The organism is Chryseobacterium sp. LAM-KRS1, assembly GCF_013184525.1.
Taxonomy (GTDB): domain Bacteria; phylum Bacteroidota; class Bacteroidia; order Flavobacteriales; family Weeksellaceae; genus Chryseobacterium; species Chryseobacterium proteolyticum.
The window spans coordinates 108,591-122,825 of record NZ_JAAOIZ010000002.1 but is presented as its reverse complement, the minus strand read 5'-3'; the positions used below and the strand labels follow the sequence as shown (position 1 = coordinate 122,825).

At 36.8% G+C, this 14,235-nt stretch carries 12 protein-coding genes; 1 reads left to right on the top strand and 11 read right to left on the bottom strand.

Going from position 1 to position 14,235, the window contains the following annotated elements; genetic code table 11:
- Positions 1-86: 86 nt before the first annotated feature.
- On the bottom strand, positions 87-929 hold the full coding sequence (locus G9C87_RS04460; RefSeq protein ID WP_172278569.1) for an isoaspartyl peptidase/L-asparaginase: 843 nt from the start codon (positions 927-929) through the stop codon (positions 87-89).
- Between the two features lie 124 nt (positions 930-1,053).
- Positions 1,054-1,941, bottom strand: a complete 888-nt coding sequence (locus G9C87_RS04455; RefSeq protein ID WP_172279675.1) for a cyanophycinase — start codon at positions 1,939-1,941, stop codon at positions 1,054-1,056.
- A gap of 199 nt (positions 1,942-2,140) precedes the next feature.
- On the opposite strand from G9C87_RS04455, the gene cphA reads away from it, so the two are divergent.
- Positions 2,141-4,768 (top strand): cyanophycin synthetase, encoded by a 2,628-nt coding sequence (gene cphA, locus G9C87_RS04450; RefSeq protein ID WP_172278567.1) that lies wholly within the window; start codon positions 2,141-2,143, stop codon positions 4,766-4,768.
- Positions 4,769-4,810: 42 nt separating this feature from the next.
- Here the strand turns inward: cphA and G9C87_RS04445 are convergent, their stop codons facing one another.
- The 9 genes from G9C87_RS04445 to G9C87_RS04405 all read right to left on the bottom strand — a co-directional run bounded on the left by G9C87_RS04445 (position 4,811) and on the right by G9C87_RS04405 (position 14,213).
- Complete coding sequence (locus tag G9C87_RS04445) at positions 4,811-5,260, bottom strand: hypothetical protein (RefSeq protein WP_172278565.1); 450 nt, start codon at positions 5,258-5,260, stop codon at positions 4,811-4,813.
- Between the two features lie 24 nt (positions 5,261-5,284).
- Complete coding sequence (locus G9C87_RS04440) at positions 5,285-6,469, bottom strand: hypothetical protein (protein WP_172278564.1); 1,185 nt, start codon at positions 6,467-6,469, stop codon at positions 5,285-5,287.
- Between the two features lie 75 nt (positions 6,470-6,544).
- Entirely contained in the window at positions 6,545-7,378 is an 834-nt protein-coding gene (locus G9C87_RS04435; RefSeq protein ID WP_172278562.1) for a type 1 glutamine amidotransferase, read from the bottom strand.
- A gap of 31 nt (positions 7,379-7,409) precedes the next feature.
- Complete coding sequence (locus tag G9C87_RS04430) at positions 7,410-8,528, bottom strand: carboxylate-amine ligase (protein ID WP_172278560.1); 1,119 nt, start codon at positions 8,526-8,528, stop codon at positions 7,410-7,412.
- Positions 8,529-8,563: 35 nt separating this feature from the next.
- Positions 8,564-9,517 carry a RimK family alpha-L-glutamate ligase gene (locus G9C87_RS04425; RefSeq protein WP_172278558.1) on the bottom strand — a complete coding sequence of 318 codons (954 nt, stop codon included), beginning with the start codon at positions 9,515-9,517 and terminating at the stop codon, positions 8,564-8,566.
- A gap of 53 nt (positions 9,518-9,570) precedes the next feature.
- On the bottom strand, positions 9,571-10,284 hold the full coding sequence (locus G9C87_RS04420) for an alpha/beta hydrolase-fold protein (protein WP_172278556.1): 714 nt from the start codon (positions 10,282-10,284) through the stop codon (positions 9,571-9,573).
- A 34-nt stretch (positions 10,285-10,318) separates the two neighbouring features.
- Entirely contained in the window at positions 10,319-11,530 is a 1,212-nt protein-coding gene (locus tag G9C87_RS04415; protein ID WP_172278554.1) for an acetyl-CoA carboxylase biotin carboxylase subunit family protein, read from the bottom strand.
- A gap of 140 nt (positions 11,531-11,670) precedes the next feature.
- On the bottom strand, positions 11,671-13,086 hold the full coding sequence (locus G9C87_RS04410) for a M17 family metallopeptidase (protein ID WP_172278552.1): 1,416 nt from the start codon (positions 13,084-13,086) through the stop codon (positions 11,671-11,673).
- Between the two features lie 5 nt (positions 13,087-13,091).
- Positions 13,092-14,213, bottom strand: a complete 1,122-nt coding sequence (locus G9C87_RS04405) for an alpha/beta hydrolase-fold protein (protein ID WP_172279662.1) — start codon at positions 14,211-14,213, stop codon at positions 13,092-13,094.
- Positions 14,214-14,235 lie beyond the last annotated feature (22 nt).

Here is a 14,235-nt window from a genome sequence, read left to right as displayed (position 1 = left end):
TTTTAAATTAATATTAAAAATTTGTTGTTTAGTATCATGTAAATTGCGTGCCAAAAAAATGAAAGCAGTAATAAAAAAATGTTAAATTAATTGAATATTTCAAAATTTTCACCATCAAAACTTGCAAAAACCATCGTAGGATAAGAGTCCTGATGATAGATACTTCCATCTTTATCAATAGCAATCGCACCTGCAAAGCCATCAATAGTTTTTAATTCCTCGAAGGTTTTATGAAATGCATCTTTCAATTTCATTCCATCAGTTACCCGGGTCACAATTTTTGTTGCTGTAGCATTGCTTACAATATCTTCACCTACACCAGTGCAGCTTACGGCACAAAATGAATTGGCGTAATTTCCGGCAACAGTAGCTGAATCAGAAATTCTTCCGGGAATTTCAAATCCTTTTCCACCAGTTGAAGTCGCAACAGCAAGTTTTCCATCCTTGTCTATGGCTACACAGCCTACAGTTCCTTTTCCTCCGTTATTGATTTTTGCTTCGTATTCTTTTCTTCTTTGGGGAATTTCTGTAGAGAAATCTTCAAAACCATGTTCTGAAGCATATTTTTTTGCACCACTACCTCCTAAAACACGATCTTCCTCCTTCATTAAATCCTTTGCTACAAATACGGGATTTTTAACATCCTGAATATTAATAACACCACTTAATTTCTGTGTTTCTCCATCCATGATCGCTGCACTCATCCGAATGATACCATCACTTTGGATTTGGGAACCTATTCCTGCATTGAACAGGGCATCATCTTCAAGAAGAGATACTGCATACGCTACGGTATCAAAAGCTGAATTGGATTGCAGATAATCAAATGCTTTTTGTGCAATATTTTTTAATGAATTTTGTTTGGCAACTTTTACTTCATGGCTTTGGTCACTTTCGGAAAAGAAACCACCGTGGATGATTATTTTCATATTTTTATTTAAATGAAAGTTGAAGGTGGTAAACTTACGATTATATTGACTATAAATTATAAGGTTTTTAGTTCATATACACTAAAAACTTTCAATTCTTCACTCTCAATTTTTCGGGATCAAATTATTTGTCCTGTGGGATAGGATTGAATTGTGAATTCTCAATCGTTAATGTTCTTGTGGTAAGGTCATAATGATCGTTCATCGACATGACATGCACGGTAAGGTTGTCAATTGATATAGGTTCGCCTAAATTGATATTGGTAAGATTGGTATCTTTGATAAAACGTCCATCCACGATAATCACAAGACCCGAACCTACAGCAGTCATTACATCATTATGTATAAAAAGACCTGTATCTTCTCCCAATCCGATTCCTAATGTTCTTGGATTATTAACAACTGCCTGGAAAAGTCTTCCGATACGTCCTCTTTGTACAAAGTGGGTATCAATGATTACATTATCAATAAGTCCTAAACCCTGAGTGGTTTTTATTTCTCCTTTTAATAATGCTTCCGAGCTGCTACCCTGATAGATCATGTTTTCTGAAGCCGCAGCAGCTCCGGCAGAAGTTCCGGAATAGATGAAATCCTGCTCCTGGTATTTTAAAAGAATGGTATCATGGAATCTTGTCCCACCAAGGATAGATGTAAGCCGCAATTGGTCTCCACCGGTAAACATCACCACGTCCGCTGCATTGGCTCTTGCTACCATAGCATCAGAATTGGCTTCTTCCCGGTTATGGATATCCAGAATGTTGACATTTTTTGCGCCCAGAAATTCAAATGCTTTCTTATATTCCGTTCCTACAATCTGAGGGATCTGTGAAGCTGTAGTAACGATTTCTATTACAGAATTTTCTTTGAGCTTAGACTCATTAATGATCTTTCTTAAAATACCTCTTTCAAAAAAATTAAGGTTTTTTTCTATGTTCTGATCATAATCGGTTTCTGCAAAACTTCCTTTATTTACAGCACCTCCGATAACAATTAATTTTCCAACAGGTTTCATCATGTATGCAAATTTAAAAAATTATTAGTACTCGAGGAAATATCAATTATACATAAATTGATTTTGAGGATTTTAAGATTGTTAATAATATTTAATTTTTTTGGGAAATCTTTAAATGGTCTATGGTTTTGTTTATGGTTTTACATTATCTTTGATTTTAGAAGATGTTATTATTAATCAAGAAAAATGCAAATTGACTATGAAAATTGAGAAGATACAGGCCTTACGTGGTCCAAATATTTGGAGCATCAGAAGGAAGAAGCTGATACAGATGCGGTTGGACCTCGAAGAGATGGAGAATTTTCCTACCAATAAGATTGAAGGGTTCAGAGAGCGTATAGAAAAATTGATACCTTCCTTGATTACCCATCGCTGTTCGGAGGGCGTAAGAGGAGGCTTTTTTCATAGGGTAGAAACGGGAACCTGGATGGGACATGTTATTGAACACATCGCTCTCGAAATCCAGACTTTGGCAGGAATGGACACCGGATTTGGAAGAACCCGTGAAACAAAAACTCCCGGAGTTTACAATGTAGTATTTGATTATATTGAAGAAAATGCAGGAATTTATGCTGCTGAAGAAGCCGTAAAAATTGCTGAAGCCCTGATCGAAGGAAAAGAATACGATATCAGTGAATGCGTTCATAAATTAAAGGAAATCAGGGAACGTGTTCGTTTAGGTCCTTCTACAGGGAGTATCGTAGAAGAAGCCGTTTCCAGAAAAATTCCATGGATCAGATTAGGAACCAATTCTCTGGTACAATTGGGATACGGAGTTAACCAGCAAAGATTCCAGGCAACGATTACCGGTAAAACAAGTTCAATTGCGGTAGATATTGCATGTAACAAGGAGCTTACTAAAAAGATGCTTCATGATGCGGCAATTCCGGTTCCCATAGGTGACCTAGTGACGGATGAAGAAGGCTTGGAAAAGGTTATTAAAAAAATAGGATATCCGATTGTTCTTAAACCATTGGACGGTAATCATGGAAAAGGGTCTTCTATCAATGTAAATGATTGGGAAAGTGCTAAAATTGGTCTGCAACATGCCCAGAACTATTCTAAAAAAACGATCGTTGAAAAATATATTACAGGATATGATTTCAGGGTTCTGGTCATTAATAATAAAATGGTTGCAGCAGCCAGACGGGTACCTGCCCACGTGGTAGGTGACGGAGAACATGATATAGGAAAACTGATTGAAAAGGAAAACAAAGATCCGAGGAGAGGTTATGGTCACGAAAATGTTTTAACGGAAATACAAATTGATAAGGATACGATGGAGCTTCTTGAAAAGCTTCAGTATACACTGGAGACGGTTCCTCAGAAAGGAGAAGTCGTTTTCCTGAAATCTACTGCCAATCTTTCTACGGGAGGTACCTCAATTGACGTAACGGATATGGTACATCCTGAAAATATTACCATGGCCGAAAGGATTTCTAAAATCATCGGTCTTGATGTTTGTGGTATCGATATCATGGCTGAAAATCTGACTCAGCCACTCAAAGAAAGTGGTGGGGCCATTATTGAAGTAAATGCAGCTCCTGGATTCAGAATGCATCTTGCTCCAAGTGAAGGTCTTCCGAGGAATGTGGCTGCTCCTGTTGTAGATATGCTGTATCCACAGGGAAAACCTTTTACAATTCCTATTATAGCTGTAACGGGGACTAATGGTAAAACAACCACGACGAGACTGATCTCCCATATTGTTAAAAATAACGGATACAGAGTTGGATTTACAACTTCAGATGGAATCTATATTCAGAATACCATGCTTACAAAAGGAGATACCACAGGTCCGCTTTCCGCTGAATTTGTTTTAAAAGATCCGACTGTAGAATTTGCGGTATTAGAAACTGCCAGAGGAGGAATTCTGCGTTCAGGGTTAGGTTTTTCACAGTGTGATATTGGCGTTTTAACCAATATTAAAGAAGATCACTTGGGGATGAATGATATTCATAATCTAAAAGATCTTACCAGAGTAAAGAGAGTAGTATTGGATAGTGTAAAGAAAAGTGGCTGGAGTGTAATGAATGCCGATGATGAATATTCAATGCGAATTGTAAATGATCTGGACAGCAATGTAGCAATTTTCAGCTTGGACGAGAATAATTCGTATATTAAGAAGTTCGCGAAAGAAGGAAAAATTACCTGTGTGTATGAAGAAGGCTTTGTAACCATTAAAAAAGGAGACTGGAAGATCCGCATTGGAAGGGCTAAAGATTTTCCTATTACAATGGAAGGTAAGGCAAAATTCATGATCGCAAATGTTCTGGCAGCAAGTTTAGCCTGCTACCTGTACGGTTTTGGTATTGAGGATATTTCAAATTCACTTAGAACATTTATTCCAAGTGCACAGCTTACACCGGGAAGATTGAATATATTTAAGTTTAAAAATTTTAAGGTATTAATAGACTTTGCCCATAATCCGAATGGCTACGAGGCGATTGAAGATTATCTTAAAAATGTAGAGTCAACCAAAAAAATTGGAATTATTTCAGGGGTAGGAGACCGGAGAGATGAAGACATACGGTTATGCGGCAAGATTGCGGGGAGAATGTTTGATTACATTATCATAAGAAATGAAAAACATCTTCGGGGAAGGAAAGAAGAGGAAATTAACGGTCTGATTATAGACGGAATTAATGAAGCCGGAAGAGATGTAAGTTATGAGATTATTCCAAAAGAAATTGAGGCATTGAAACATGCTATCGGAATGGCTGAAGAAGGAACATTTATTACTGCCCTGAGCGATGTGATTTCAAATGCGATTGATCTTGTCCAGGAGTATCAGGCTAAAGAATTGCTGGAAGACGATAAAATCTGATTAAGAATATAATGAAAAAACCTCCATTTGGAGGTTTTTCTTTTATAAGCTTGTCCATCTCTTCTCAATCTCCCTCATTTTCATCAGATAAAAATAGAGAGGGATTAATTCTAGTCTAATGGTGAAGCTGATGTTTGAATTAACGAAAGGAATAACTACCATCATGACAATGCAAACTATAATACCTATAATAGCATCAATAATTGCTGTTTTTGGACCCCATTTTTCTTCAAACCAAAGTCCATAAGCTACAATGGCCTTAAAAATTAAAAGAATACAAACGATGAGACCAGGAATAGTATAAGGATGATTGGCTTTGATTCCGTAAATTGATAATGATACATTTGTCAGGAAAAATCCTGCAATTAGTATCAGGGATGCTACAGACCCTCCAATTAAGAAAAACCAGGTAAAGATCTTGATCCATACCGGTAATAGGTCGCGCCTTTTAGTGGTATTATCAAACTCTTCAAAAGCGGAATTTTGTTCCATAAACAGATATTATTTTAATTATTTTTACATTTCTCCAAAGAATACATTAGAACTACCGATCCAGATGGCATCTTTTTTATTAAAATCTACATTCACCATGGCAGCTTTGGTCATTCTGCCCAGATTCTCAAGTAAGATAGGACGTTCATCATTTTCCCGCCAAATATACAATAAACGGATCTCTGCTTTTGAAAATTCACCATTGATATCTTCAAAAACAGGTTCGTATTGTACTTTCCGTTGTAATATATAATTTTCCTTATCTGTAATAGAATCTGTTATTTCAAAGGTAGGATTGAGTTCTACACCACTACCTGCAAATGAAAATAAAGGTTTTAAAACATAATTTTCAAGATTCTCATGCTCGGGAAACTCATGGAGGAAGTAGCTTTTAGGAACAAACTGATGTCGTAATAAAGGTAAAAGGTATTTTGAAATTTTAAAAAACCAATTGGGATGGGTGATCCATTTAACATCTGCCTCTTCTCGAAAATCGAATTCAAGAGTAAGACCCGGAATTCTGTCCAATTCATCAAAAATAACACGATTATAAATCCTTTTTATCTGAATTTGTCTGCCATTATCCTCATAGTATAGTTTTCTTCCTTCTTTTTTTACTTTAGTAAGGCAAACTGTTTTTATACCGAGTAATTTTTCAGTCAGCGCAAAATCTATTGCCGTCTTTTGTTTGTCGGGAAAAATTTCCAGAAGAATTACATTTTCCGGATTTTCATTTCCGATAATTAACTCTTTCAAATAATGAGTGAACTGGTCAGCAGACATGGGATTCTTAATTTCTGAAAGAAAGGGATAAACTTCACAAAAAGTATTTTCAAAAGTTTTCTGAAAAGCATATAACGATGGAAAGGCCTGTAGTTCTATCAATTGTGGCTCAATCTCTCCATTTTCATTTTTACAAACACCAAAGTCAATGGTGAAGAAGTGAGGCTGATCTGTATCATTGGGAACTTTACAATTCTCCGGGATAGCTTTCTGAAGAATTTCTTTAGGTAAAGCCTTTATCTGATCGATAATGCTTTCACTGGCGTCAATGAGTTTGGTTTCAAATTCTTTAGTAAGAAAAAACGGACTTTCTGAAATTCTGAATGCAGGCTCAATACCGCTTTTTTGCGTAAGAATATCTTTAACTTGATTGTATTTTTCCTGCGAAAAATCTTTATTAAATTGCTTTCTGTATTTTGGGATCATATTTTTTTCTTTGTGATTTTAAAAAATCGAGCAATTTTGCTCGATTTATGGGATTGCGTTTATTTACTTTTTATTTCAAGCAATTACACCTGTTCTTTTCAGAATATTTTTTTTCGCAAACTGTAAAAATGCCGGAAGGATCTGGGCTCTAGTCAAAACAATTTTGTCTTCATCATCAATGCGGTCAAGTGTTTCAAGATATTTCTCTCTTCCGAAATTTTCTATCATCGCAGCTCTGTTCTTTTCATCTTTTAGATTTTCAAGCATGCTCGCCGGATCTGCTTCGGGATGAAACTGTGTTCCAAATATCTCTTCTGAGAAGCGAACTGCCATAACAGCCCGTTCAAGGTCTATGTGAGGTCGGAATTTTTCTATTGCAACGATCTTCATTCCTAATTCCTCAAAACGATCATGGTCCGGTTCTATAAACTGAAATGCCCGCGAATCTACACCATAAAAAGGATTCGAAAGATTTTTAAATAAGAATTCACTTTCTCCTTCCTCTGTCTTGTGGATAGGCATTACTCCAAAAGAGTAAGATTTTCTTGGACATACATTTCCCAGATTCCAGTGAATACTTCCTATCTGAAACGAATGGCATATGAGAAACAAATATTTCTTATCCTCCTTTTCTTTATTATGGTTATATACGGCATCTAAAAAATCAGCGTACTTTATTTCCCAGTCCAAACCTTCTTTATGAGGATTTCCCGGCCCTCCAGATGAAATAAAAATATCAAAATCTCTGATATCCGGAATTTCATCTTTGTAGCGTACATCAAATACCTCAATGCTTACATTTTCTTCAGAATTTTGCCTGAAGGCTTCAGAAATTTCTTTAATATTTCTAAATCCTTGGTTAACATGATTGTTGTTCATGTCCAACAGAGCAATTCTAATATCTTTCATACATCATATTTTTGCAAAGTTACCAAAAATATCATGAAATGATTTCGCCGTGGGTAATGCCGTATTCTGTTTCGGAGATCATATAATCTACCACTTTAGTAAGGTCTCCTGTTTCCCTGAAAATCTGAAGCTGCCTGTCTGCACCGGTTCCGTTTTCCAGTATTTTCCATGCGTATTCTACTTCTTTCCTGCATCCTAACTCATCAACTACATCATCTATAAATTCCAGCAGTTCTTTCAGGAGATCCGGATATGGCACCGATTCCTCTTTACCAAAGTCGATAAGATGTGCTTCTATACCACTCTTTGAAGCGCGCCATTTATTTTCGTTTAATAAAAGCCTTCTATAGCTTCTGAAACTTAAATTTTGCTTGTGAAGTTTATAAATTTTGGCTACTAAGCTCTGCATAATGGCAGCCAGACAAACCGTTTCATCAATCCTTAACGGCATATCACAGATTCTGAATTCAATAGTAGGGTAGAATGGATGTACCCGAAGATCCCACCATATTTTTTTGGCGTTATCAATCGTTCCTGTTTTCACCAGAAGGTCTACATAGCTGTCAAATTCAGCCAATGAGTTGAAATAGCTTGGTATCCCTGTTCTTGGGAATTTGACAAAGATCTCTTGTCTGTATGATTTAAAACCTGTATTTCTTCCGATCCAAAATGGAGAATTGGTTGATAGAGCGTAAACATGGGGAAGAAAATATCGCATTACGTTTTGAATTCTTACTCCCTCTTCACGATTGGGAATACCAATGTGAACATGAAGACCGAAAATAAGATTTTCCCGGGCTACATCTCCCATATCATCTACAATTTTTACATAACGTTCACCCTGGGTAATGGAATTGTCCGACCAATGGGAGAAAGGATGGGTTCCTCCTCCTGATACCCTGAGCCCCTGTTCATGTGCAATATTGATGAGATGCCTTCTTAAATTCGTGAGCTCAGTTCTTGCATCCTGAATATTCTGGCAGATCCCTGTTTCCATTTCAATCATGGACTCATGCATTTCGTGTTTTAAATTTTCACTTAAAACAGCTTTACCACCTTCAATAATTTTAGAAACATGAGAAATAAGATCCCTGCTTTCAACATCAATTATCTGATACTCTTCTTCGATTCCTATAGTAAACTGGTGCATCCTTTTAGTGTTTTTTTATTTTCTCTTTCACTGATCTATCGTATGGAGTCTTTTACAAAATTTCCCCAGGAAATATTAGGCTTTCCTGGAACATATTCTTTGGCTTTTTCAATCGCAAACAGAGCAGCGTGTTCCACAATCCATGCAAAATTTTCTTCTCCTACAGAATTTCTGTCGGCATCAGGCGCAGGATTACAAAAATCAATAGCATAAGGAATTCCATCCCGTACTGCAAATTCCACGGTGTTGAAATCATATCCTAAGGCCTCATTCATTGTTATGGTATAATCGTGAATGGTCTTCAATAGTTTTTCCAGTTCTTCACCATCAGTCTGATGATTGGTTGCATATCTTAAATGAGGCTCATTTCGAGGCTCATAAGGCATGATATGAACGTATTTCCTACCCAGGCAATATACCCTGTAGTAATCATCAAAAATAATCTCTTCCTGAACCATCATCACGAGTTGTTCTGTTTCACCCAGTTTATTCCATAAATCTTCCGGATTTTCAATTCTATACACATTTCTCCAGCCTCCTCCGTCGTGAGGTTTCATATAAGCAGGAAAACCTACATAATCGAATATATATTCCCAGTCATGAGGGAATTTTAAGTTTCTGAATGATGTTTCCGTAGTATTGGTTGGCCTTTCGTGAGAAGGTAATAATACCGTTTTGGGAAGAGGAATTCCCAGTTTTGTCATCAGTGCATTATTGAAAAATTTTTCATCAGCACTCCACCAGAACGGATTATTGATAATATAGGTCCCATTCAGTGCAGCATTTTTGAGGTATGCCCTGTAGAAGGGAACATCATGGGAAATCCTGTCTATAATAACAGCATAACCATAATCAGCCCCTTGTTCAAGTTTATCAATATGGACAGGTTCTGCTATAATCTCGCCATTTCCCAGCTCATTTACTTTATCGATAAATGCCCAGGGAAATGTATCCTCCATACCAAATAGAATTCCCACCTTTTTTTTCATAATTGTTATTTTTATTGTTTTATACTAATAAATGATTGTCAGAACCTGGTTTTTCAGGAAAAAAATGCGCTGATGAACGTCGGAAATACCATTCTCCACAACGGCCAGTCGTGATTGATCCATTTTCTTTCATCATACCAGTAATCTATTCCTTTTGATTGGAGGATTGCTGCCATTTCAAGGTTTTTATCCTTACAAATGTCCTGATCAGAAGTACTTAAGACAATATGCATATGTTTATATTTCCAGGCCTCATCATTTTTGACGAACTCTCTGGGGCAATTATAATATACAAGATCATCAGAATATCCGTCCATGAAATTCCGGATCGTAAATGCCCCGGAAAGACAGAATAAATGTGAGATGACATCAGGAAACCGGAATGCAAAATTTGCAGCATGGTATCCTCCGAAACTGGCACCGGCTATAGCAACCCGGTGTGTTTTATGTAATTTCTGAATATAAGGGACAAATTCCTGAATAAGAAACTGAACATATCTTTCATAATTTTTTATTCTTTGCTGCGGCGATATATCATCATCATAAAAACTCCAGCTGTCAATAGTCTGAAGGTTATACAGCTTTACTTTGCCCTGCTCTACAAACCAGTTGATGCTTCCGTTGAGGTGGAAATCATGATTCTGGGTATACAATCCCTGCGAAGTAGGGAACATGATAATAGGATAGCCGTAATGTCCTGTTACTTCTACCTTAATGCTTATTCCCAATATATTTGAATAATAATCAGTATGTTCTATATGTGGCATGCTTGGAATAATTATAATTTGAATACAGACCGAACTAACTTGTGGGTTTACCTTTCGGAGGTAAAATATTCAGTAATCCGGTATTGATCTTCTCTGCTGCGAAGTCGAGTCTTTCCTGTATAATGTCAGCGTTTCCGGATTTATATACTATCCCGACATGATAATCTATAGGAAGGTACTTAACGATTTCTTCACATTCGAACGGACCGTAATCAGGCTTTTGATCCTTAATTAAGGCAATGATCAATCCGGAATGGTACTCCACGGGTTTGGCTACTTCATATTTTTTTGATCTCAGGAGTGCGTCTTCAATCTTTGCCCATTCGCGCCAGATATTGATATCGCTGGAAGCTTCAACAAGATCAGGAATATGTGCACCCCCTACACGTGAAGAGGTTTCCAGAAAATACCATGTTCCGTCTTCTTTACTCCTTATAAATTCAGTATGGGTGGCTCCATTCAGTAATCCAAAATTTGAGAGGAGTTTTGCATTAATTTCTTCAAGAGCTTTGAATTCATCAGATTGCCTGCTTAAAGTTTTGGTTCTGAAAACACCTCCTTCATGGGAAACCTGCATCGGCGGGGCCAGATATTGAGATGCTGATGTAAACACCACTTCTTTATCAAAAGTAAGGCTGTCTACATGGAAAACATCTCCGGGTTTAAAGCTTTCCAGTAAAAAAAGATGGCGTTCTTCTCCCAACTCATTTAAGGCTTCCCAAAGCTGTTCCTTAGAAGTGATTTTCTTTATCCCCGATGCAGAAGCTTCGGAACGGGGCTTTAACACCCACGGAGCAGGAACGTTTTCAATAAAAGTATTAACCTCATCATTGTTAAAGACTGCTGTAAATTCCGGCACGTTGATACCCGAATCTTTGGCTTTTTGTCTCATTGCCAGTTTATCCCTGAAATAGCGGTGGGTAGTTTGTCCCATCCCTGGGATACGGAAAGTCTCCCTGATCAGTGCTGCTTTTTCAACGTCATAATCATCGAGAGCAACGACAGCATCAATTTTTCGGGTCTGCATAAGATGGGAGAATCCCTGAATAAGATGTTCAAGGTTCCATACGGACGGCTTTAATTCGGGCATATAAAAAACCTCATCGATCGCATGCCACGGCCAGTTCTTTTCTCTGATATTTTCGGATGTAATCAGGATTATTTTATTACCGAGCATCTTCATTTCGTCCATGAAATCATAGCCCTTGTAATAGCACGAAATACATACTATAGTTTTCTCCTCCATACAGTGTTTTTAAAAATTTAATGAATTATCAAAAATAAAAGCAATTTTTTATTAACTAATTAATATTAAAAATTAGCCATTGCTGAGATTTTGAAAATCCTAAATCAATTATACAGAGAAATTTTGTAATAAACTAATTTTTAATGATAATTTTCGATTAAATCCGTCAGCAATTGCACTCCAAAACCTGTTGCGGCTTTTTCTTTGGCATAACCAACACTCCCGAAAGCGACTCCCGCAATATCCAGGTGAGCCCACTTCGGATGATTTTCTATAAATTGTTCCAGAAATTTGGCCGCTACAATACAATCACCAATCGGCTTCAAGGAAATGTTTTTAAGATCTGCTACATCAGATTGTATGTCTTCTTTCCATACATCCCACAAGGGAAGATTCCACAGCCTTTGATTGGTTCTGTCACCTGTTTGCAATAACAGATTTTTCACTTCTTCATTGTTTGAGAACAAAGCACCACAGGTATCTCCAAACATTCTTACTGAACTTCCTGTAAGGGTTGCCAGATCAATAAGAAGATCTGTTTTGTAGTTTTTAGCCAGATAAGAAAGAGCATCGGCTAATATCATTCTGCCTTCTGCATCAGTATTCAGAACTTCTATAGTTTTTCCGTTGTAAGCTGTGATGACATCACTTGGCAGAAAAGCTTTTTCAGAAATAGCATTATCGGTAATAGGTAAAATTACAACAAGGTTTACAGGAAGCTGCATCTCTGAAGCATAAATTAAAGATCCTATAACAGCAGTTGCTCCGCCCATATCGGATTTCATATAATGCATGTTCTGATGATCTTTTAATGAAATGCCTCCGGTATCAAAAACCACACACTTTCCAATTAATCCAATGGTCTTTGCTTTTTTTACGGTTGTCCGATATTCTAATATGGTGAATGCAGCATCATAAGCGCTTCCCTGATTAACTGAGAGATACGCTCCAAGACCTAATTCCTCACATTTTTTTCTGTTGAATACAGTGTATTTAAGCTGATGTTTTTTTGCCAGATCCTTAAGGTATGAGCATAAAACGGGTGGGGTCTTAAGGTTTGCAGGTTTATTTAACCATTCCTGGCAGGCTGTCTGACCATTGGACAACGCTAATGCTTTTTGGCTGATATTATCCAGTTTTTTCTGGCTTATATTTTCAAAGTGAATTTCAAATTCAGGGCTCCAGAAAGGATGGCTTTTATCAAATGGGTATTTGTATGTTCCTAATAACAGTCCTTTGATAAATTCTTCAAATTGTTTTTGGCTGATGAAATCGCTCATCAACAGAGTAGGGACAGCTCTTAAATTATTTTTTTGTGTTTGTGAAAATTTTACTGCCACCTGCTGGATCTCAAAACTCTGAACAGACGATTTTCCTAATCCGATAAAATAAGTAATGCTATCTTCACTAGTGCTAATGAAAACTTCATTCTTTTTTCCTGTAAAAAAGGTGGAAATATTTTTGTTAAAGCTTTTATTTTTTTTGATCCATTCTTCTTCTGTAAATAATTGAAAAACCTGAATGTAATTTTTATTTTTTTTATTGATTAGTTTCATAATTTTTACGGTTTGATTGATTGTTGTTGTGGTGCTACTTCTACAGGATTTTCTGTATTGTCATAAAATAGCCATTCGATGGCCCTCGGAAACTCCTGCGACCAATAGAATTCACTGTGTGTACCTTCGGGATTGATACTGGTTTTAAATTCGAAATCAAAAAGATTTTTTTGTTCCCATTTTTTTAAATATTCTTCAAATATGCGGATTCTTTTTACCATTTTAGATCCTTCCTTTCCTCCTCCGTATAAATAGATTTTAGTCTTGAAGGGAATACGGAAGTTCATCATTGGAAAATTATTGTTAGGCTCTACCCAAAGCGAAGGAGAGAAAATCAGTAATTTTGAATATACTTCAGGGTATAGAAATCCACTGTAAATACTAATAAGGGCACCTAATGAACTCCCGCCGATACCTGTATTTTCCCTGTCTTTTTTGGTCCGGTAATTTTCATCGACGAAAGGTTTCAGCGTATCTGTGATGAAGCGTATGTATTTCTTGCCTTCGGAACCGTGAGCAACATGATCATTGTCGAATATATATTCCTTTATCCTTTCCTGACTTCCGTGTTCAATCGCGATGATGATTACATCCCCACGTCCGTATTCTGCAAGAATAGAGAGTTTTTTATCTATTTCCCAATTGCCGTATTCACTTCCTTCGTTGAAGAGGTTCTGTGCGTCCTGAAGATAGAGTACAGGATAGCTTTTGTTGGAAATATAATAATCGTAGGGAAGTAATGCCCATACTTTTCGGTATCTGTCGAGTTGTGGAATGTAAAATTCTTCTGAGATGATTTCAATAATGGGAAAAAATTCATCTTTAAAAGGTCCCCAGTTAAGCCTCCATTTCTTTACCATGTCAGAGGCTTCTCCTGTCGATTTGTTTACTTTTCTGTTGGGAGTAATATTTCCATACTGGTCAAGCTCTACATTTTCCCAGCCTCCTTTTGTGAATTTATATTCTATTGCTGAGGGCAAAAATTCATCGCTAATTTCAATGCTATAGTTGTTAGCATCTATGGAAGTAAGCTTGTATTGATCATCTTTAGGGTTCCAGTTATTAAAATTTCCTGTTATATAAACAGTTCTGTCATCACTTTCATCAGTGTAAAGCTTAAACTTCATCATGCGTTTTATAAAAAGTTAA

Bases quoted from the DNA above. Each gene is read 5' to 3' on its own strand.
- G9C87_RS04460 (WP_172278569.1), bottom strand. From the start codon at position 929: ATGAAAATAATCATCCACGGTGGTTTCTTTTCCGAAAGTGACCAAAGC.
- G9C87_RS04455 (WP_172279675.1), bottom strand. From the start codon at position 1,941: ATGAAACCTGTTGGAAAATTAATTGTTATCGGAGGTGCTGTAAATAAA.
- cphA (WP_172278567.1), top strand. From the start codon at position 2,141: ATGAAAATTGAGAAGATACAGGCCTTACGTGGTCCAAATATTTGGAGC.
- G9C87_RS04445 (WP_172278565.1), bottom strand. From the start codon at position 5,260: ATGGAACAAAATTCCGCTTTTGAAGAGTTTGATAATACCACTAAAAGG.
- G9C87_RS04440 (WP_172278564.1), bottom strand. From the start codon at position 6,469: ATGATCCCAAAATACAGAAAGCAATTTAATAAAGATTTTTCGCAGGAA.
- G9C87_RS04435 (WP_172278562.1), bottom strand. From the start codon at position 7,378: ATGAAAGATATTAGAATTGCTCTGTTGGACATGAACAACAATCATGTT.
- G9C87_RS04430 (WP_172278560.1), bottom strand. From the start codon at position 8,528: ATGCACCAGTTTACTATAGGAATCGAAGAAGAGTATCAGATAATTGAT.
- G9C87_RS04425 (WP_172278558.1), bottom strand. From the start codon at position 9,517: ATGAAAAAAAAGGTGGGAATTCTATTTGGTATGGAGGATACATTTCCC.
- G9C87_RS04420 (WP_172278556.1), bottom strand. From the start codon at position 10,284: ATGCCACATATAGAACATACTGATTATTATTCAAATATATTGGGAATA.
- G9C87_RS04415 (WP_172278554.1), bottom strand. From the start codon at position 11,530: ATGGAGGAGAAAACTATAGTATGTATTTCGTGCTATTACAAGGGCTAT.
- G9C87_RS04410 (WP_172278552.1), bottom strand. From the start codon at position 13,086: ATGAAACTAATCAATAAAAAAAATAAAAATTACATTCAGGTTTTTCAA.
- G9C87_RS04405 (WP_172279662.1), bottom strand. From the start codon at position 14,213: ATGAAGTTTAAGCTTTACACTGATGAAAGTGATGACAGAACTGTTTAT.